Annotated in this window: 20 protein-coding genes; 12 read left to right on the forward strand and 8 right to left on the reverse strand. The window is 70.8% G+C overall.

Features of this window, described 5'->3' with window-relative positions; all coding sequences use genetic code 11:
• The first annotated feature begins 63 nt into the window (after positions 1-63).
• Positions 64-420, forward strand: a complete 357-nt coding sequence (locus Nocox_RS03935; RefSeq protein ID WP_020544828.1) for a YbaB/EbfC family nucleoid-associated protein — start codon at positions 64-66, stop codon at positions 418-420.
• Positions 421-457: 37 nt separating this feature from the next.
• On the opposite strand, the gene Nocox_RS03940 is transcribed toward Nocox_RS03935, so the two are convergent.
• Together Nocox_RS03940 and Nocox_RS03945 are read right to left on the reverse strand one after the other, a co-directional pair.
• Positions 458-1,411, reverse strand: coding sequence for a WXG100-like domain-containing protein (locus Nocox_RS03940; RefSeq protein WP_020544829.1), 954 nt, complete (start codon positions 1,409-1,411; stop codon positions 458-460).
• A gap of 24 nt (positions 1,412-1,435) precedes the next feature.
• Positions 1,436-1,828 (reverse strand): hypothetical protein, encoded by a 393-nt coding sequence (locus Nocox_RS03945; protein WP_020544830.1) that lies wholly within the window; start codon positions 1,826-1,828, stop codon positions 1,436-1,438.
• A 230-nt stretch (positions 1,829-2,058) separates the two neighbouring features.
• Between Nocox_RS03945 and Nocox_RS03950 the strand changes: the two genes are divergently transcribed.
• Positions 2,059-3,306 (forward strand): glycoside hydrolase family 16 protein, encoded by a 1,248-nt coding sequence (locus Nocox_RS03950; protein ID WP_020544831.1) that lies wholly within the window; start codon positions 2,059-2,061, stop codon positions 3,304-3,306.
• Positions 3,307-3,334: 28 nt separating this feature from the next.
• On the opposite strand, the gene Nocox_RS03955 is transcribed toward Nocox_RS03950, so the two are convergent.
• On the reverse strand, positions 3,335-4,708 hold the full coding sequence (locus tag Nocox_RS03955) for a sensor histidine kinase (RefSeq protein ID WP_026214676.1): 1,374 nt from the start codon (positions 4,706-4,708) through the stop codon (positions 3,335-3,337).
• A 128-nt stretch (positions 4,709-4,836) separates the two neighbouring features.
• Between Nocox_RS03955 and Nocox_RS03960 the strand changes: the two genes are divergently transcribed.
• Positions 4,837-6,078, forward strand: a complete 1,242-nt coding sequence (locus tag Nocox_RS03960) for a cation:proton antiporter (RefSeq protein ID WP_033409957.1) — start codon at positions 4,837-4,839, stop codon at positions 6,076-6,078.
• A 44-nt stretch (positions 6,079-6,122) separates the two neighbouring features.
• Here the strand turns inward: Nocox_RS03960 and Nocox_RS03965 are convergent, their stop codons facing one another.
• Positions 6,123-6,887: a class I SAM-dependent methyltransferase gene (locus tag Nocox_RS03965; RefSeq protein WP_020544834.1), complete on the reverse strand. Its 765-nt coding sequence runs from the start codon at positions 6,885-6,887 to the stop codon at positions 6,123-6,125.
• Between the two features lie 108 nt (positions 6,888-6,995).
• Here Nocox_RS03965 and Nocox_RS03970 point away from each other — a divergent pair, with 108 nt between their 5' ends.
• Positions 6,996-7,532, forward strand: coding sequence for a CGNR zinc finger domain-containing protein (locus tag Nocox_RS03970; RefSeq protein ID WP_246649739.1), 537 nt, complete (start codon positions 6,996-6,998; stop codon positions 7,530-7,532).
• Between the two features lie 62 nt (positions 7,533-7,594).
• Here the strand turns inward: Nocox_RS03970 and Nocox_RS43625 are convergent, their stop codons facing one another.
• The 3 genes from Nocox_RS43625 to Nocox_RS03980 are packed head-to-tail and all read right to left on the reverse strand — an operon-like array spanning position 7,595 to position 8,437.
• Positions 7,595-7,720 (reverse strand): hypothetical protein, encoded by a 126-nt coding sequence (locus tag Nocox_RS43625; RefSeq protein WP_020544836.1) that lies wholly within the window; start codon positions 7,718-7,720, stop codon positions 7,595-7,597.
• Positions 7,721-7,750: 30 nt separating this feature from the next.
• Complete coding sequence (locus Nocox_RS44095) at positions 7,751-8,134, reverse strand: ClpX C4-type zinc finger protein (RefSeq protein WP_026214677.1); 384 nt, start codon at positions 8,132-8,134, stop codon at positions 7,751-7,753.
• Between the two features lie 18 nt (positions 8,135-8,152).
• Positions 8,153-8,437 (reverse strand): hypothetical protein, encoded by a 285-nt coding sequence (locus Nocox_RS03980; protein ID WP_157383208.1) that lies wholly within the window; start codon positions 8,435-8,437, stop codon positions 8,153-8,155.
• A gap of 375 nt (positions 8,438-8,812) precedes the next feature.
• Here Nocox_RS03980 and Nocox_RS03985 point away from each other — a divergent pair, with 375 nt between their 5' ends.
• The 8 genes from Nocox_RS03985 to Nocox_RS04020 all read left to right on the forward strand — a co-directional run bounded on the left by Nocox_RS03985 (position 8,813) and on the right by Nocox_RS04020 (position 16,024).
• A complete protein-coding gene (locus Nocox_RS03985; RefSeq protein ID WP_051112645.1) occupies positions 8,813-10,624 on the forward strand; it encodes a glycosyltransferase family 2 protein in 1,812 nt (603 codons plus the stop codon).
• 93 nt (positions 10,625-10,717) lie between these two features.
• The gene (locus Nocox_RS03990) at positions 10,718-11,734 is read left to right on the forward strand and encodes an energy-coupling factor ABC transporter permease (protein WP_026214678.1); all 1,017 of its coding nucleotides are present in this window, start codon (positions 10,718-10,720) and stop codon (positions 11,732-11,734) included.
• Between the two features lie 4 nt (positions 11,735-11,738).
• On the forward strand, positions 11,739-12,506 hold the full coding sequence (gene cbiQ, locus Nocox_RS03995; protein WP_020544841.1) for a cobalt ECF transporter T component CbiQ: 768 nt from the start codon (positions 11,739-11,741) through the stop codon (positions 12,504-12,506).
• Positions 12,503-13,237: an energy-coupling factor ABC transporter ATP-binding protein gene (locus Nocox_RS04000; protein ID WP_020544842.1), complete on the forward strand. Its 735-nt coding sequence runs from the start codon at positions 12,503-12,505 to the stop codon at positions 13,235-13,237. Before cbiQ ends, Nocox_RS04000 begins: the two co-directional genes overlap by 4 nt.
• Positions 13,238-13,340: 103 nt before the next feature.
• Positions 13,341-13,679, forward strand: a complete 339-nt coding sequence (locus tag Nocox_RS04005) for an STAS domain-containing protein (RefSeq protein WP_051112646.1) — start codon at positions 13,341-13,343, stop codon at positions 13,677-13,679.
• A gap of 48 nt (positions 13,680-13,727) precedes the next feature.
• Positions 13,728-14,501 (forward strand): SDR family NAD(P)-dependent oxidoreductase, encoded by a 774-nt coding sequence (locus Nocox_RS04010; RefSeq protein WP_020544844.1) that lies wholly within the window; start codon positions 13,728-13,730, stop codon positions 14,499-14,501.
• Positions 14,502-14,517: 16 nt separating this feature from the next.
• Complete coding sequence (locus Nocox_RS04015) at positions 14,518-15,282, forward strand: crotonase/enoyl-CoA hydratase family protein (protein WP_026214680.1); 765 nt, start codon at positions 14,518-14,520, stop codon at positions 15,280-15,282.
• 115 nt (positions 15,283-15,397) lie between these two features.
• Positions 15,398-16,024: a rhomboid family intramembrane serine protease gene (locus Nocox_RS04020; RefSeq protein ID WP_020544846.1), complete on the forward strand. Its 627-nt coding sequence runs from the start codon at positions 15,398-15,400 to the stop codon at positions 16,022-16,024.
• Between the two features lie 28 nt (positions 16,025-16,052).
• Here the strand turns inward: Nocox_RS04020 and serC are convergent, their stop codons facing one another.
• The gene (gene serC / locus Nocox_RS04025; RefSeq protein ID WP_020544847.1) at positions 16,053-17,162 is read right to left on the reverse strand and encodes a phosphoserine transaminase; all 1,110 of its coding nucleotides are present in this window, start codon (positions 17,160-17,162) and stop codon (positions 16,053-16,055) included.
• Between the last annotated feature and the right edge of the window lie 83 nt (positions 17,163-17,245).

The following is a 17,245-nucleotide window of genomic DNA, read 5'->3' on the forward strand; positions in this document are numbered from 1 at the left end:
CTGACCTGCTGTGTCTTTTGTTATGTATTGCGCCTTATGTGAGCTTTGTGAAAAAACTGGCGCATGGTTGAGCGTGATCTTCGCAGCGGCGACCTGGAGCTCGACCGCCTCATGGCGGAACTCCAGGCGAGTTCTCAGGAGTTCTCCGAGGTCATCGGGAAGGTCGGTGACGTGGTGGGGCAGGCGGAGAGCCAGGACGGCAAGATCAGGGTGCGCGTCTCGTCCTCGGGACAGCTCATCGGCCTGCACCTCGACCCCCGGGCGATGCGCCTGGGGTCGCAGGAGCTGGCCGGCCTGATCATGGAGCTGTCGCGGCGCGCGACCGACGACGCGGCACGACGGCTCACGGAGGTGGCGCGGCCCTACCTCGACGGCGACCAGCGTCCCGGCGAGAACGACCCCCGGCGGCGCCGCCGCTAGCCGCCGCACCCGGACCGCGCCCGCGCTCGTCACGTGATCACTTCGGGCGCGGGACGAGGCTGCGCGTGCCGTGGATCAGGAACTTCTGGTACATCTCCTCCTTGGTCAGGCCGTTCTCCGCGCCGGGCAGCGGGTTGTCCCCGTGCTGCGCGTCCATCGTCATCGAGTACGTCACCGAGGACGCCATCCGGGGCAGGAAGCTGCCGGTGTTCAGCTCCGTGCCGTTCGGCAGCTTGATGTGGGTGCCGATGTTCCGCAGGCCGGGCACCTTCGACATCAGCGCCGTGCCGCCCTCGGCCACCGTGTCGAAGGCCATGTTCGCGACGAAGTGCTCGCGGAAGGCGTTGAGGTTGTAGCCGGCGGATCTGACGTCGTCGCCGGACAGGTCCTTCTTGACGCCGCCCAGGTGGTTGAGCCCCAGGGGCAGGACGACCTCGCCCGTCGCGTACGCCGCGCTGTCGGCCAGCATGTACGCGAACAACGGCAGGAGCATGACGACGAACCGGTTCGCGGAGACCTTGAGCGCCAGCGCCTTCCGCCGCATGATCGCCTGGAGGATCTTCCAGGTGACCACCTGGTAGCCGATGGTGAACATCATGTCCACCGTCAGGATCCAGCACAGCACGTGCAGGGCGTGGTTGACCTTCTCGATCGTGTCGGCGTAGGCGCGGCAGGCGTTGGCCGCGTTCCGGTGCTTGATCGAGACGGCGGCCACGGCCGGGCCGTACTGCTTGGTCCAGAACTCCTTGAACTCGTCGACCGCCGGGTCCTTGCTCGTCTTCCAGACCTTCTCGGCGGACGCGTTCACCTCCCGGTAGTTCTTGTCGATCTTGTCCGCGATGTCGTCCAGAGTGTCGGCCAGCTCGCGGATCTTCTGCGGATCTCCGTCCAGGTAGGAGATGCCGAACAGGATCTCGGGCGCCAGAACGCCCGCGGCCCCTGCGCCGGCCATGCCGGTCAGCGCGACTTTCGCTCCGAGTCCCAGGACCATGCCCGTCCCCTCGCTCGCCGGCCGTCAGGCCAGCTCGACCGGTGTGGTGGGCACGGCGATGTCCTTCGGCTTCTGCTTGGCGAACTCCACCAGGTCGTGCACGAAGGCGTTCTTGTCGACCATGTTGGCCCAGTCGGCGGCCTTGACGTTCTTGCTCATGGCCGTGACGGCCGCGCCGATGGCCTCGTACGACTTGCTGAGGTTGTTCAGGGCGTCGCTCAGGTCCTGGTAGGCGGAGTCGAAGCCGGGGTGGCCGTCCTTGCCCCTGCGGAAGATCATCGCCGCCTCGTCCCCGCCGAGGTAGACCCTGAGGGCCTCCACGTTCGTCCGGTCCTGGCGGATCGCGGTGGCGAACTCGCCGCCCTCGTCGTGGATCGCCTTGCCGGCGGCCTCCATGCTCTTGTGATCGATGTCCACAACTGCCCCTCCTGACACGTGTGCACTGAACCGTCAGTCTCTGAACGGTTTATTTCGGGGCGATGTCCTAACGGTTGCTACTTCGAAGCGAAGTGGATCTGCCGACGTCACGGCGAAGGCCGTCGTCCGAGGGGTCGAAGAAATGAGAGAGCGCTCTCTTGACAGGGGCGGTGACGTTGCTCGAAGGTTTCCGTAAAATCACAACTCGTGGATCCGATGAGGTAACCCGAATGGTCCGCACCCCCCGAACATCCCGCACCCTGCTCGCCGTCGGCGCCGCACTCGTCTCGGTGCTCGCCCTGCTCGTGCCGCTGGCCGGCACCGCGAGCGCCGCCCCCGCCCCCGGCCCGCTGGTCTGGTCCGACGAGTTCGACGGAGCCGCCGGCAGCGCCGTGGACGCCGCGAAGTGGCGCTTCGACATCGGCGGCGGCGGCTGGGGCAACAACGAGCACCAGTACTACACCGACAGCACCCGCAACGCCGCCCTCGACGGCGCGGGGAACCTGGTGATCACCGCCCGCCGCGAGAACCCGGCCAACTACCAGTGCCACTACGGCACCTGCCAGTACACCTCGGCCCGGCTGCTCACCGCCGCCACCTTCACCCGCGCGTATGGCCGCTTCGAGGCCCGCATGAAGCTCCCCAGGGGCCAGGGCATCTGGCCGGCCTTCTGGATGCTGGGCAACGACATCGGCTCGGTCGGCTGGCCCAACAGCGGCGAGATCGACATCATGGAGAACATCGGCCGCGAGCCGAACACCGTCCACGGCACCATCCACGGCCCCGGCTACTCGGGCGGGGGCGGCATCGGCGCGTCGTACACCATCGGCGGCGCGTTCGCCGACGCCTTCCACACCTTCGCCGTCGACTGGTCGCCCAACCTGATCGTCTGGTACGTCGACGGCGTCGAGTACCAGCGGCGCACCCCCGCCGACCTCGGTGGCAACCGCTGGGTCTACGACCACCCGTTCTTCATGCTCCTGAACGTCGCGGTCGGCGGCAACTGGCCCGGCTACCCCGACGCGAGCACCACGTTCCCGCAGACCATGACCGTCGACTACGTCCGCGTCTACGCCCCGCCGGCCGACACGGGCACCGGCGGCCGGATCACCGGCTACGGCGGCAAGTGCGTCGACGTGGCCGGGGCCGCCACCGCCAACGGCACCCCCGTGCAGCTCTGGGACTGCAACGGCACGGGCGCCCAGAACTGGTCGTGGAACGCCGACGGCTCCGTGCGGGCGCTCGGCAAGTGCATGGACGTCACGAGCGGCTCCACGGCCAACGGCGCGAAGGTGCAGCTCTACGACTGCAACGGCACCGGCGCCCAGAAGTGGGCGTACAACTCGGGCAACGGCCAGATCGTCAACCCGCAGTCCGGGAAATGCCTCGACGCGACCGACGTGAGCTCGGCCAACGGCACCCGCCTGCAGATCTGGGACTGCGGCGGCGGCGCGAACCAGAAATGGTCCCGTTCCTGAGAGAGCGCGTTCTCACGCAGGTCACGGGTCAGCACCCGTCGAGGACCGGCAGCCGCAGGACGAAGCGGGCGCCCACGTCGGAGTCCTCGATCGCCAGCGAGCCGCCGTGCGCGTGAGCGATCTCGCGGGCGATCGGCAGACCGAGCCCGGTGCCTCCCGCGTCCCTGCTGCGGGAGGCGTCGAGGCGGGTGAAGCGCTGGAAGACCATCTCCCGGTGCTCGGGCGCGATGCCCGCGCCGTCGTCCAGCACCTCCAGCACCGCCTGCCCGTCCTGCCGCCGCACGGTGACGAGGATCTGCTGCTCGGCGTGCCGCTCGGCGTTGTCCAGCAGGTTGGTGAGCAGGCGGACGAGCTGGAGCTGGTCGCCGCTGACGACGACGTCCGGCTGCAGGCTGGTGATCACCCGCTTGGCTCGCGGGCGGGCGGCCTCGGTGGCGGCCAGCGCGCCGAGGTCCACCGGCTCCCGGGAGGACGGCGCGCCGGAGTCCAGCTTGGTGAGGGTGAGCAGGTCGCCGACGATGGCCTGGAGCCGGTCGAGGCTGGTCAGGACCTCCCGGCCGGTCGCCGGCCAGTCGGCGTCCTCGGGATGGAGCAGGGCGTCCTCGACCTGCGTGCGCATGGCGGTGATCGGGCTGCGCAGGTCGTGGGAGGCGTCGGTGGCGAACCTGCGCTGGCGCTCCATCGCGAGGTCCTGCTGGCGCATCGCCTCCTCCAGCCGCTCCAGCATGTGGTTGCCGGTCACGGCGAGGTCCCTGATCTCGTCGTCGTGCTGCGTGACGGGCAGGCGCAGCCCGCCACCGCCGCTCGCCGTGATGTCGGCCAGCCTCCTCGTGATGCGGCTGACCGGGGCGAGCGCCTTGGCCACGATGTGCGAGACCCCGAAGTAGGACAGCGCGACCAACAGCGCCGTGATGCACGCCTGGAAGATGATCGTCCGCGGGCTGACGTACCAGGGGACGGAGGGGGAGAAGGCGAGGATGCGGTAGTCGCCGTCCGGCTGGTAGGCGACCAGCCCGGCCACCGTCTTGCAGGAGCCGGGGAACGCCGGCAGGTCGCAGACCTCCTCCGCGACGTCGTTGGCCATGTTCTGGCGGGGGACGAGGTCGGTCTGCCGGGGCTGCCCGGCCAGGTTCGGGGTCGAGGCGACCGGGCGGCCCGCCGGGTCGAGCACCTGGATGCCGTCGAGGCCGTTGGCCGGCAGGCTCTCGCTGAGCTGGTCACGCTTGACCAGGAGCAGCACGAACAGCGCCCTGCTCGACGTCTCGTGCCCATGAATGGTCGCGGCCTGGCTCCGGACGCCCCACAGCACGAACGCGCTGACCACCACGTTCAGCAGCAGCATCACGATGGCCGCGTACAGTGCCAGCCGGCCGCGGAGCGAATGCCCCAAACCTGTCTTCACACCCCTCCCCCGCTGGCCAGGACATCACAGCCTTCGTCTTCGGCGGAGGATCAGCCGACCAAGGTTGGATAAAAAGGTCGCGGCGGTGGCACGACTGCCGGCGGCCGGGCAGGGAAGTGGCCCGGCTGATGTCCTCCCCTGATCTTGTCCTGGCCCTCGCCGGCGCCGCCGCACTGCTCGCCGCCGTCCTGCCCGGCCTGCTGTCCCGCCGGGCGCTCTCGCTTCCCCTGGTGTACCTGCTCGCCGGCATGGCGCTCTACCTGCTGCCGATCGGGCTCCCCGACCCCGACCCCGTCGTCCACCGCACCGCCGTCGAGCACGTCACCGAGATCTGCGTGCTGATCTCGCTCATGGGCGCCGGGCTGGCGCTCAACCGGGCCGTCGGGTTACGGAGCTGGTCCACCACGTGGCGGCTGCTCGGCTGGGCGATGCCGCTGACCGTCGCCGGGGTCGCCGCCGCCGCGACGGGCCTCCTCGGCTGGCCGCTCGCCGCCGCGCTGCTGCTCGGGGCGGTGCTCGCGCCGACCGACCCGGTGCTCGCCTCCGACGTCAGCGTGGGCGAGCCGGTCGACGCCGAGAACGCCGACGACGAGGTCCGCTTCGCCCTCACCTCCGAGGCCGGGCTGAACGACGGCCTCGCCTTCCCCTTCGTGTACGCCGCCATCGCCCTCGCCACCGCCGGCGGCACGGGCTGGCTGGGGGAGTGGGCGCTGACCGACGTGCTCTACCGGGTCGTCGCCGGCCTGCTGTGCGGCCTGCTCATCGGCCGCCTGATCGGCCGGCTGACCTTCCACTCCCCGGCGGAGGAGCTGCGGCTGGCCGAACGCCGCGACGGCTTCGTGGCGCTGGCCGCCACCCTCCTCGCGTACGGGGTGACCGAGCTCGTCGGCGGCTACGGCTTCATCGCCGTGTTCGTCGCCGCCTGCGCCATCCGCAGGGTCGAGCACGGCCACGGCTACAACAGCGTCCTGCACGGCTTCGTCGAGCAGCTCGAACGGCTCTTCACCGCCTGGCTGCTGCTCCTGCTCGGCGGCTTCGTCGCGGCCGGCGGCCTGGCCCCGCTCACCTGGGGCGGCGCCGCCGTCGGCCTGCTGCTGCTCCTGGTGATCCGTCCGCTCGCCGGCTGGCTCTCCCAGCTCCGCGGCCGGGCCGGGCCGCGGGAGCGGGGGGTGATCTCGTTCTTCGGCATCCGGGGGATCGGGTCGCTGTTCTACCTGTCGTACGCGCTGGGCCACGCCGACTTCGGCGTGCCCGCGGAGGAGCTGTGGGCGGTGACCGCCTTCACCGTGGTGGTCTCGGTCGTCCTGCACGGCATCACCGCCACCCCGGCCATGAACCGCCTGGACGCCCTCCGCGAGCGTGCGGCGTAGATCCCGTGCCCCCACCCTTCGTAATCCAGGTAGCCCCACGGAGGTCATCCGCGCACCGCGCACAGCAGCCGGTTGTTGCCGCGCTGCCACAGCGTGCCCACCTCGCGGAACCCGGCCGCCCGCAGCGCCTCGACGTGCTCCGACAGCAGGTGGGACTCCGAGCCGTGGTGGTCCGCCCCGGCCGTGGTGCGCTCGCGGTCGAGCTCCGCGAGCTCCGCGAGCTCCGGGTCCGCGCTGACGGCGTCCCACCAGGCGCGCCAGTCCTCCGGCCGCTCCGCGCCGAACACCCGCTCGGCCTCGCGCTCGTGCACCGCGCGCTCCAGCCGGGCGAGCTCGGGCGTGACGTCGTCGCTGTCGAGGTGGTCGCCGTTGAGCAGCAGCCCGCCGGGGCGGAGCACCCCGGCCAGCTCGGTGTAGACCCTGAGCAGGTCGGGGCCGGAGATCCAGTGCAGCGCCGTCGTGCTCACCGCCGCGTCGGCGGGCCGGTCGAGGCCGAGCAGGTCGCTCCAGCCGGGCGTGCGCAGGTCGGCGGGCACGAACGTGAGCCCCGGGTAGGCCGCCCGGCCGAGCCCGAGCAGCAGCGGGTCGGCGTCCACCGACACGACCCTGGCCCCGGGCAGCCGCTCGACGATCCGCGCCGACAGCGACCCCGGCCCGCACCCCAGGTCGATGACCAGTGGATCGGGCCGGCCCAGGGCTTCGAGCGCGTCGATCAGGGCGGTGAAGCGCTCCTCGCGGTCGGGCAGGTAGCCCTCCTGCTGGCGGTCCCAGCGCGCGATCCACTCCCGTGCGGCATCGTGGGTGAGCACAGACGTCTCCTTGTGACTGTCGTTTATGCTTTCGGCAGTCACAACTTAGAACACGAAGGTGTAACCGGTCAATTGGACTTCAACAGTCACACCGATGGGGTGGTCCGGGTGACGGTGGCGTTGGTGAACGCCCTGACCCCCGGTGAGCAGCGCGGACGCCCCTGTACGGGGCCCGCGGACGTCGCCGCGGCGGCCACCGACGCGCTGCGGTCCGTCTACCGGACGCATCGGGCGGTGAGCGCCGCCGAGGGCGGAGAGCTGGCCGCGGTCGCCGCCCGCCTGCGCGAGGTCTTCACCGCCGTCGCGGCCGGCGACCTCGACACCGCCGCGATCACGGTCAACGGGCTGCTGGAGGAGTATCACGCCCGCCCGATGCTCCAGCGGCACGACGGCGAGCCCTGGCACCTGCACTTCCACGGCCAGGGCGGCACCATGGGCGGCGAGTGGGGGGCGGGCTGCGCGACGGGCCTCGCCATCGTGCTCGGCGGCGAGTTCGCCGACCGGCTGGGGGTGTGCACGGCGCCGCACTGCGACCGCGTCTACGTGGACGTCTCCCGCAACGGCACCCGCAGGTTCTGCTCCACCGCCTGCCAGAACCGCGTCAAGACGGCCGCCTTCCGTGCCCGGGGCCGCGCGGGGGAGTGACGCCGGAGGGCGCGCCCCCTGCTCCAGCTCCCCGTGTGCGGACGGGGAGCTGGAGCCCGTTCCTAACCTGCTTCGGGCGCCGGAGCGCCGAGCCGTTCCGCCTCTTCGTGCAGCGCGAGGACCAGCACCAGCTCCAGACGGAGCTCGTCGAGGTCCGGCGCGGCGAGGCCGCCGAGGACGCGCATCATGAGCCTCCTGACGATGAGACGCCTCAGGGGTCACACGGGATTACCGGCCGGGCTCTCGGATCTGAACCGTTCCCACGCCGACTGCCGCGTCATGCCGAGCGCGGCGCCGATGCGTTCCCAGCTCACGTTTCTGTCGCGGAGCTGCGCCACCCAGTCGTGCAGATTGTCGTCCACCTGAGCCTGCACCGCGGCGATTTTCGGAAGATGGTCGAGTATTTGCTGATCGGACATGGATTCCCAGGCGGGAAGGCGGGGCTCCGGGGAAGGGTCGGCGCTTTCGCTTTCCAGGATTGCGTTGCACAGGTGTATGCATTCGTTGCAAATGTGGACACCGGGCCCCGCGATGAGTTTGCTCACTTCCGCGCTTCTCTTGTGGCAGAAGGAGCAGCGGAGTTTGTCCTTCCAGTCAGGCATGGCCTGACGATACGCCCGTCAGGCGACCCCTGACAAGCCTTGGTGCCGCGTGTTCCGCGCGAACTGCGCCTCCAGGATGGCCTGACGCTCCTCGGCGATGCGCCCGCAGATCGTCGCGTAGGCGTTCAGCACCTTGCAGTACGCCTGCCGCGCCTGCTCCAGCTCGGCGCGCAGGGTGACGACGCGCTCGGCGTCACCGCCCAGCTCGGCCTCGGCCAGCAGCGCGCCGGCCTCGCGGACGATCTGCTCGGCGCGGGCCCTTGTCCGGCGGAGCAGCGCCGAGCACTCGTGCAACTCGGTCAACCGAGCCGAGGAGACGATGAACTCAGCGACATGCAGGGCCGATCCCATTTCCTGCCACCTCCTGGTCACGGTTGCCTAACTGTAGACGCGCATGTCCCCTGAGCGGATCACACGGACCGTATGGGAGTACCTCAGTGCACCCGCCGGAGAGGTTTCTACCACCGGGAGGGAAAACCTCTTTCCTGAGTCTCGTTCGGTCGCGCGATAATGCGGCAATTAGCGGCCCTGCCGGTGCTTATTGGTGGAATGCGGCCATTATCCGTTGTCTGCAAAAAGCCGGAGACGAAGACAGGCGATCGGCCCCCCGGAGGCCGCTTCCTGGTCACATACTGAGACCACAACGCGACTGACGGTGAGCACGGGAGTGGTGGAGCGATGCCGGCGACTGGGAACGACGACGCGGTTGACGTCAGTGTCGTCATCCCCGCACACAACTGCCGCGACTACCTGGACAGATGCCTCACATCCGTGCTGGTGCAGCGGGTGAAGAAGGAGATCGTCGTCGTGGACGACGGCTCCACCGACGGCAGCGCCGCCCTGCTCGACCTCTACGCCGCCTACCACCGGGACATCGTGCGCGTGGTGCACATCAAGGGCGGCGACGGCGCCGGCCGCCCGCGCAACGTCGGCCTCGAGCACGCCACCGGCCGCTACGTGTTCTTCTGCGACGCCGACGACTACCTCGGCCCCGAGGCGCTGGAGCGCATGGTGGCCATGGGCGACCGCAACGGCTCCGACATCGTCCTCGGCAAGATCGTCGGGCACGGCCGCCGCGCGCCGCAGTCGATGTTCCAGCACAACGCCGACCGCGCCGACCTCGGCGACAGCACCGTCTACAACAGCCTGAGCTGCTTCAAGCTGTTCCGCAGGGACCTGCTGGAGCGCCACCGCATCCGTTTCGGCGAGGGCATGCTCGTCGGCGAGGACATCATCTTCACCGTCCACGCCTACTGCCACGCCCGGGTCATCTCCGTGGTCGCCGACTACGACTGCTACCACCTGGTGTCCCGGCCGGACGGCAGCAGCATCATGCAGCAGCCCGGCAGCCGCGACCCGCTCGCCTGGCTCGCCATGATCCGGCAGCCGATCCGGCTCATGGCCCGGCACATCCCGCCCGGCCCGCTGCGCGACCACCTGCTGCGCCGGCACTTCAGGCTCGACGCCTTCGCCCAGCTCGGCTCGGTCTTCCTGGAGAGCGACGACATCCGGCGCAAGGACATCGCCCGCGAGGTCGCCGCCCTGTGCGAGGAGTGGTACACCCCCGGCGTGCACGAGCGGCTCAACAGCATCGACCGGCAGCGGGCGGGCGCGCTCGACGACATCGACCGGCTGGTGCGGCTGGCCCGCATCGAGAGCGCCACCGTGCGCCGCCGGCTGACCGGGCTGCACTGGGACGGCGACCGCCTGGTGGTGACCGGCGCGGCCCGCCTCGACGGCATCAGCAGGGACGACGGGGTCGCCGTGGTCCTGCGCTCGCGCTACGACCCGCACGCCGAGCTGGTCGTCCCCGCCCGGCGCAAGGGCGGCGAGTTCGTCGCCCCGATCGACGTGGCGTCGCTCGACTCCGGCGTCTGGGACCTCCGGGTCGCGGTCGAGCTGGAGGGCGTGGTGCGCCACGGCCGGCTCGGCGCCGAGCGCGACAAGGGCGTCACCCGCCCGGAGCCGCGGCTGGTGGGCGAGATGGCGGTGCTCCCCTACTTCACCCGCGACAACGGCAACCTGAGCATCGACGTCGGCGGGCACGTGGTCGACGTGCCCGGCGCGGTGCGGCTGCTGAGCACCCGATGGTCGCTCGGGCACCGGCTGCAGGTGCACGGCGAGGTGAGCGTGGCCGGCGCCGCCCCGTCCGCCGCGGCGATCCGGCAGCTCGTCTGGCGCGAGCGGCGCAGCGGACGCGAACGGGCCGAGCCGGTGACGGCGCTGCCCGGCGGCGTGTTCACGGCCCGGCCCGCGATCGGGCGGCTCGCGCCCGGCACCTGGGACGCCTACCTGGAGCTCGATCTCGGCGGGCCGCCCGCCCGGTTCAGGATCGAGGCCGACGCCGAGGCGGTCGCGGCGCCGCGCCGGTGGCCGGGGGCCGCCCTGCTGCGGAGCGTGCGGCCGTACGCGACGTCGGGCAAGGGACGGCTGAGCGCGGTGGTCAGGCGGATGTCGGCTCGGAACCTCGCCAGGAGGATCCTCAAGTAATTGCCACCTATGTGCAGGTGCAACACCATGTCCTAAAGTAGGGGATTGTTCGTCCCTCTTTGGCGGGTCATCCCCTTTATGGGAGGCAAGGTCGTGCACGTACCTGATGGGTTCTTCAATGCGGCGACGTCGGTTTCCGCCGGAGTGGTGGCGGCGGCCGGGGTCGCGGTGTGCCTGCGCGGAGCGCGGCGGGAGCTCGACGACCGCACCGCGCCCATGGCCGGGCTGGTCGCGGCCTTCATCTTCGCCGTCCAGATGCTCAACTTCCCCGTCGCGGCCGGCACCAGCGGGCACCTGCTGGGCGGAGCGCTCGCCGCGATACTCGTCGGGCCCTACACCGGCGTGTTGTGCATGGCCGTGGTCCTCCTCGTGCAGGCCGTGTTCTTCGCCGACGGCGGGCTGACCGCGCTGGGCGTCAACGTCACGATCATGGGTCTGGTCACCGTACTCGTCGGGTGGGCGGTCCTCCGCGTGGTCACCGGCTTCGCGCGGGGCAGGGGCGGCGTGACGGCGGCGGCCTTCCTGGCGGCGCTGGTGTCCGTACCGGCCTCGGCGCTGGCGTTCACGCTGCTGTTCTGGATCGGCGGCACCGCGCCGATCTCGGTCGGCGCGGTCGCCGCGGCGATGGGCGGCGTGCACCTGCTCATCGGCATCGGCGAGGGCGTCATCACGGCGGTCACCGTGGGCGCGGTCCTGGCCGTCCGGCCCGACCTCGTGTACGGCGCCCGCGGCCTGGCCAAGCCGCTCGTGCTGCGCGGCGCGGAGGGCGAGAGCACGACCGTCGGCGCGCCCGAGCCCGCGGCGGCGGCCCCGGCCGGGGGCCGGCTCAAGCCGTTCCTGCTCGGCGGCGTCGGCGTGACGCTGGTGCTGGCCGGGCTCGTGTCGTTCGTCGCCTCGCCCGACCCCGACGGGCTGGAGGCCGTGGCCGAGACGCAGGGCTTCGGCGAGCAGGCCGGCGAGCACGCCTTCGGCGGGTGGGCGCTGGCCGACTACGGCGACGTCGGCGGGATCCCGGTCGGCGTCGCCGGGATCATCGGCGTCGGGCTGGTGCTGCTCATCGCGGGAGCGGTGGCCTTCGCGGCCAGGAGCCGCGGCCACGTCAGGGTGTGACGAGGTGAGCGCGGGTCATCACCACCAGCTCCACCTGCCGGGCGACTCCGCCGTGCACCGGCTGCCGCCGCAGTGCAAGCTGCTCGCGGTCCTCGCCTTCGCGATCGTGGTGGTGGCCACGCCGCGCGAGCGGTTCTGGGCGTTCGCCGCCTACGCCGTGCTGCTCGGCGTGGTCGCGGCGGCCGCCAGGGTGCCGGCCGGGCACATCGCGCGGCGGATGGTGATCGAGGTGCCGTTCGTGCTGTTCGCGGTGCTCATCCCGGTCATCGGGCTGGGGGAGCGGGTGAGCGTGCTCGGCCTCTCGCTGAGCGTGGAAGGGCTCTGGGCGGCCTGGAACATCCTCGCCAAGGCCACCCTCGGCGTGGTGGCCTCCATCCTGCTGGCCGCGACCACGGAGCCCCGGGTGATCCTGCTGGGCGCGCAGCGGCTGCGGCTGCCGGAGCTGCTCGTGCAGATCGCCATGTTCATGCTGCGCTACATGGACGTGATCCTCGGCGAGATGCGCCGGATGCGGGTGGCGCGGGAGTCGCGGGGGTTCGAGGCGAGGAACGCCCGGCACATCCCGGTGATCGCCCGCTCGGCGGGGGCGCTGTTCATCCGCTCGTACGAGCGGGGCGAGCGGGTGCACCTGGCCATGCTGAGCCGCGGCTACACCGGACGGATGCCGATAATGGCAGACATGACGGCATCAACCGCCCAATGGGCCACCGCCCTCGCCCTGCCCGCCGGAGCCCTCGCCGTGCTGGGTCTGTCCCTGGCGGGGCTCGGGTGAACTCCCTGGAGGTCAGGCAGCTCGCCTACGCCTATCCCGACGGCACGCAGGCGCTGTTCGGGGTGGACCTGTCGATCGCGCGCGGCGAGCGGGTGGCCCTCCTCGGCCCCAACGGCGCGGGCAAGACGACGCTCGTCATGCATCTCAACGGCATTCTCACGGCCGGCCACGGCACTGTCACCGTGGCGGGCACCCCGGTGCGCAAGGACACGCTCAAGGAGGTCAGGCAGCGCGTCGGCCTGGTCTTCCAGGACCCCGACGACCAGCTCTTCATGCCCACCGTCCGCGACGACGTGGCCTTCGGCCCGGCCAACGCCGGGCTGCGGGGCGCGGAGCTGGACCGGGTCGTGGTGTCGGCCCTGGAGCGGGTGGGCATGCTGGAGGCGATCGACCGGCCGCCGCACCACCTGTCGTTCGGCCAGCGGCGGCGGGTGGCCGTCGCGACCGTGCTCGCCATGGAGCCCGAGATCCTGGTGCTCGACGAGCCCTCCTCCAACCTCGACCCGGCCGCGCGACGGGAGCTGGCCGAGGTCCTGCGCTCGCTCGACGTGACCGTGCTCATGGTCACCCACGACCTGCCGTACGCGCTGGAGCTGTGCGAGCGCTCCCTCATCCTCTCCGGGGGCGTGATCGCCGCCGACGGGCCCACCCGCGAGCTCCTCGCCGACGCGGACCTGCTGGCCCGGCACCGCCTGGAGCTCCCGTACGGATTCACGATCCCCGTCGTGTGACCAGGGCTGTCCTAACTCGCCCGTTTTATCCGGCTGTTCGTGGTCTGTGCATGCCCGGTAAAGGGGCATGTCGAAGTACAGTGGCTCATCGAGGAGGGGCCTAATGAAGCTGCGGCTTGCGCGACATGCCCTGGGAGACGCCGTGGTGGTGGCCGTTGAGGGGGAGCTCGACCTGTTCACCGCACCGTTCCTCCGGGACGAAGTACGCGACGCCATCAAGCAGGACGGCGCGAAGCTCGTGCTCGACCTGCAGCAGCTGTCGTTCATGGACTCCAGCGGGCTGTCGGTGCTGATCGAGGCCTGGCGGCTGGCCACCGGAGAGGGCGGAGGGGTGTCCCTCGCGGCCCCGCAGGCCCCGGTCGCGCGCATCCTGCGCACCACCGGGCTCGACCGCCGGATCAAGGTCTACTCCGACGTGGACAGTGCCGTGGGCGAGATTTAACCACCCCCAAGTAGAACTTCATTCGGTTCTCGGGTTAGGGTCCCGGTTATGGACGTGAACGGATCCTCAGCAATCATCTCCGGCGGCGCCAGCGGCCTCGGCGAGGCGAGCGCCCGCGAGCTGGCCCGCGCCGGCGCCACCGTGGTCGTGGCCGACCTCAACGAAGAGCGCGGCAAGTCGGTGGCCGACGAGATCGGCGGCGTCTTCGTCAAGACCGACGTGTCGGACGAGGACCAGGTGCAGGCGGCCGTGGACGCCGCCGTCGCCACCGGCAAGCCCCTCCGCGTGGTGGTCAACAGCGCCGGCATCGGCTGGGCCGAGCGGACCGTCAACCGCGACGGCAGCCCGCACAACCCGGCCACCTACCGCAAGGTCATCGAGGTCAACCTGATCGGCACGTTCAACCTCATGCGCCTCGCGGCGGCCGCCATCGCCAAGACGGAGCCGGCCGACGCCGACGGGCAGCGCGGCGTCGTCGTCAACACCGCCTCCGTCGCGGCCCTGGAGGGCCAGACCGGGCAGCTCGCCTACTCGGCCTCCAAGGGCGGCATCGTGGGCATGACCCTGCCCGCGGCGCGCGACCTGGCCGCCATCGGCGTCCGGGTGAACACGATCTGCCCCGGCATCATCGACACCCCCATCTACGGCTTCTCGCCCAACTCCGAGGAGTTCAAGGCCAAGCTCGTCGCGCCGGTCGTCTTCCCCAAGCGGATGGGCCGCGCCGACGAGTTCGCGCACCTCGTGCGCTCGCTGGTCGAGAACGACTACATGAACGGCGAGGTCATCCGCTTCGACGGCGGCATCCGCTTCCAGCCCAAGTAGTCCGGGAGTCTGTCTCGTGTCTGACGAAGTGCTCGTCGAGGAGTCCGGCAACGTCGCGATCCTCACGATCAACCGCCCCAAGGCCCGCAACGCGGTCAACGGCGCGGTCGCGCGCGGGATCGCGGAGGCCCTGGACGGCCTCGACGCCCGCCCTGAGATCTCCGCGTACGTCCTGACCGGCGCGGGCGGCACGTTCTGCGCCGGCATGGACCTGAAGGGCTTCCTGACCGGCGACCTCCCGGTGGTGGAGGGACGCGGCTTCGGCGGCCTCACCGAGGCGCCGCCGAAGAAGCCGCTGGTGGCGGCCGTCGAGGGCTACGCGCTCGCCGGCGGTTTCGAGCTGGCCCTGTCCTGCGACCTCATCGTGGCCTCCTCGGAGTCCACCTTCGGCCTGCCGGAGCCCAAGCGCGGCCTCGTGGCGGGCGCGGGCGGGATCATGCGGCTGCCGCGGCGGATCCCGTACCACGTGGCCATGGAGATGGCGCTGACCGGCGACCACTACCCGGCCTCGCGCCTGTACGAGCTGGGCCTGGTCAACCGGATCGCCGAGCCCGGCAAGGCCCTTGAGGCCGCGCTGGAGCTGGCCCGCAAGGTCGCCGCCAACGCGCCGCTGGCCCTCGCCGCGACCAAGAAGGTCGTCATCGAGTCGCAGGACTGGTCGCTGGAGGAGATGTTCAGGAAGCAGGGGGCGATCATCAACCCGGTGTTCGGCTCGAAGGACGCCATGGAGGGCGCCGCCGCGTTCGCGGAGAAGCGCGCGCCCCAGTGGAAGGGCGAGTAACGCCGCCCAGGCGCCGGCCCTCCCGTCCCCGTTGAGGGACGGGAGGGACTTTTGGCGCACGCACCGCTCTCTCCGCTTACGGTAAAGAAGAGGGAACGAGCTAGCGGGAGAGCGCATGGGCGACTATTCGGGTTCGAGGTTCGACTCCGTCAAGCGTGGCGCGGGGTCGCTGCTCTCGGGCGCGCTGAGCGCGTTCCTCATCGTGGCCGCCATGCTCGCGGTCATGTGGATCGTCGAGGTCGTCGACGTCTTCCTCAACGGCGCGCTGGACCGCAACTTCGGCATCGTCGGCTGGGAGAGCGACGGGCTGGTCGGCATCCTCTTCGCGCCGTTCCTGCACGGCGGCTTCGGCCATCTCATGGCCAACTCGCTGCCGCTGCTCGTGCTGGGCTTCCTGGCCGGGCTGCGCGACGTGCGCAAGTTCCTCTGGGCCAGCCTGATCATCATCGTGGTCGGCGGGTTCGGCACCTGGCTCATGAGCCCGATGGTGATCACGGTGGGCGCGAGCGGGCTGGTCTTCGGCTACTTCGGCTACATCATCGCCCGGGGGCTGTTCGACCGGCGCCTGCTCGACCTCGCCATCGCGGTGGGCGTCGGCATCGCCTACTGGGGGATCCTGGCCGGGCTGCTGCCCAACCAGCCGGGCATCTCCTGGCAGGGGCACCTGTGCGGGCTGCTCGCCGGCGTGCTGGCCGGCTGGCTGCTGCGCCGCAGGGACAAGAAGGAGATCCCCGCCTACTGAACGCGCAGGCGGGGATTTCCGCCGGGCGCTAGAGGCGCTCGACCACGTAGTCGACGCAGGTCGTGAGCGCCTCGACGTCGGCCGGGTCGATGGCCGGGAACATCGCGATGCGCAGCTGGTTGCGGCCCAGCTTGCGGTAGGGCTCGGTGTCGACGATGCCGTTGGCGCGCAGCACCTTGGCCACGGCGGCGGCGTCCACGTCGTCGCTGAAGTCGATCGTGCCGACCACCTGCGAGCGGAACTCGGGCTTGGCGAACGGCGTGGCATAGGACGACTTCTCGGCCCAGGTGTAGAGGCGCGAGCTGGAGTCGGCGGTGCGGGCGGTGGTCCAGGCCAGGCCGCCGTTGCCGTTCATCCAGTCGAGCTGGTCGGCCAGCAGGAACAGCGTGGCCACGGCCGGGGTGTTGTAGGTCTGGTCCTTGCCGGAGTTGTCGATCGCGATCGGCAGGCTGAAGAATTCGGGCACGTAGCGGCCGGTCGCGGCGATCTCCTCGACGCGGGCCAGGGCGCGCGGCGACATGAGCGCGATCCACAGGCCGCCGTCGGAGGCGAAGCTCTTCTGCGGCGCGAAGTAGTAGACGTCGGTCTCGGCGATGTCGACCGGCAGGCCGCCCGCGCCGGAGGTGGCGTCCACGAGCACCAGGGCGTCGTCGCCGCCGACCCGCTCGATCGGCATGGCGACGCCGGTCGAGGTCTCGTTGTGGGTGAGCGCGTAGACGTCGACGCCGTCCTCGGCCACCGCCTTCGGGTGGGTGCCGACGTCGGACTTGATGACGCTCGGCTCGGCCAGCCACGGCGCCTTCTTGGCGACGGCGGCGAACTTCGAGGAGAACTCGCCGAACGACAGGTGCTGCGACTTCTCGCGCACCAGACCGAAGGCGGCGATGTCCCAGAACGCGGTGGTGCCGCCGTTGCCCAGCACCACCTGGTAGCCCTCGGGCAGCGAGAACAGGTCGGCGAGACCGGAGCGCACGCGGCCGACCAGGCTCTTGACCGGCTTCTGGCGGTGCGAGGTGCCCATGAACTCCGCCCCGGAGGCGGCGAGAGCGGCCAGTTGCTCGGGGCGAACCTTCGAGGGCCCGCAGCCGAAGCGGCCGTCGGCGGGCTTGATGTCAGCGGGAATCACGATGTCAGCCACATGATGGAGCCTACCGACCGGCGCCGGGTGGCTCGCACGGGGTCCGACATCTGAGATTGACGTGTTTTGCCACTATGTGCCCA

The sequence above is a fragment of the Nonomuraea coxensis DSM 45129 genome (genome assembly GCF_019397265.1).
Taxonomy (GTDB): domain Bacteria; phylum Actinomycetota; class Actinomycetes; order Streptosporangiales; family Streptosporangiaceae; genus Nonomuraea; species Nonomuraea coxensis.

Excerpts from the sequence above, each read along its gene's own strand:
- Nocox_RS03935 (WP_020544828.1), top strand. The coding sequence starts at position 64 with ATGGTTGAGCGTGATCTTCGCAGCGGCGACCTGGAGCTCGACCGCCTC.
- Nocox_RS03940 (WP_020544829.1), bottom strand. The coding sequence starts at position 1,411 with ATGGTCCTGGGACTCGGAGCGAAAGTCGCGCTGACCGGCATGGCCGGC.
- Nocox_RS03950 (WP_020544831.1), top strand. The coding sequence starts at position 2,059 with ATGGTCCGCACCCCCCGAACATCCCGCACCCTGCTCGCCGTCGGCGCC.
- Nocox_RS03960 (WP_033409957.1), top strand. The coding sequence starts at position 4,837 with ATGTCCTCCCCTGATCTTGTCCTGGCCCTCGCCGGCGCCGCCGCACTG.
- Nocox_RS43625 (WP_020544836.1), bottom strand. The coding sequence starts at position 7,720 with ATGATGCGCGTCCTCGGCGGCCTCGCCGCGCCGGACCTCGACGAGCTC.
- Nocox_RS44095 (WP_026214677.1), bottom strand. The coding sequence starts at position 8,134 with ATGCCTGACTGGAAGGACAAACTCCGCTGCTCCTTCTGCCACAAGAGA.
- Nocox_RS03985 (WP_051112645.1), top strand. The coding sequence starts at position 8,813 with ATGCCGGCGACTGGGAACGACGACGCGGTTGACGTCAGTGTCGTCATC.
- Nocox_RS04005 (WP_051112646.1), top strand. The coding sequence starts at position 13,341 with ATGAAGCTGCGGCTTGCGCGACATGCCCTGGGAGACGCCGTGGTGGTG.
- Nocox_RS04010 (WP_020544844.1), top strand. The coding sequence starts at position 13,728 with ATGGACGTGAACGGATCCTCAGCAATCATCTCCGGCGGCGCCAGCGGC.
- Nocox_RS04020 (WP_020544846.1), top strand. The coding sequence starts at position 15,398 with ATGGGCGACTATTCGGGTTCGAGGTTCGACTCCGTCAAGCGTGGCGCG.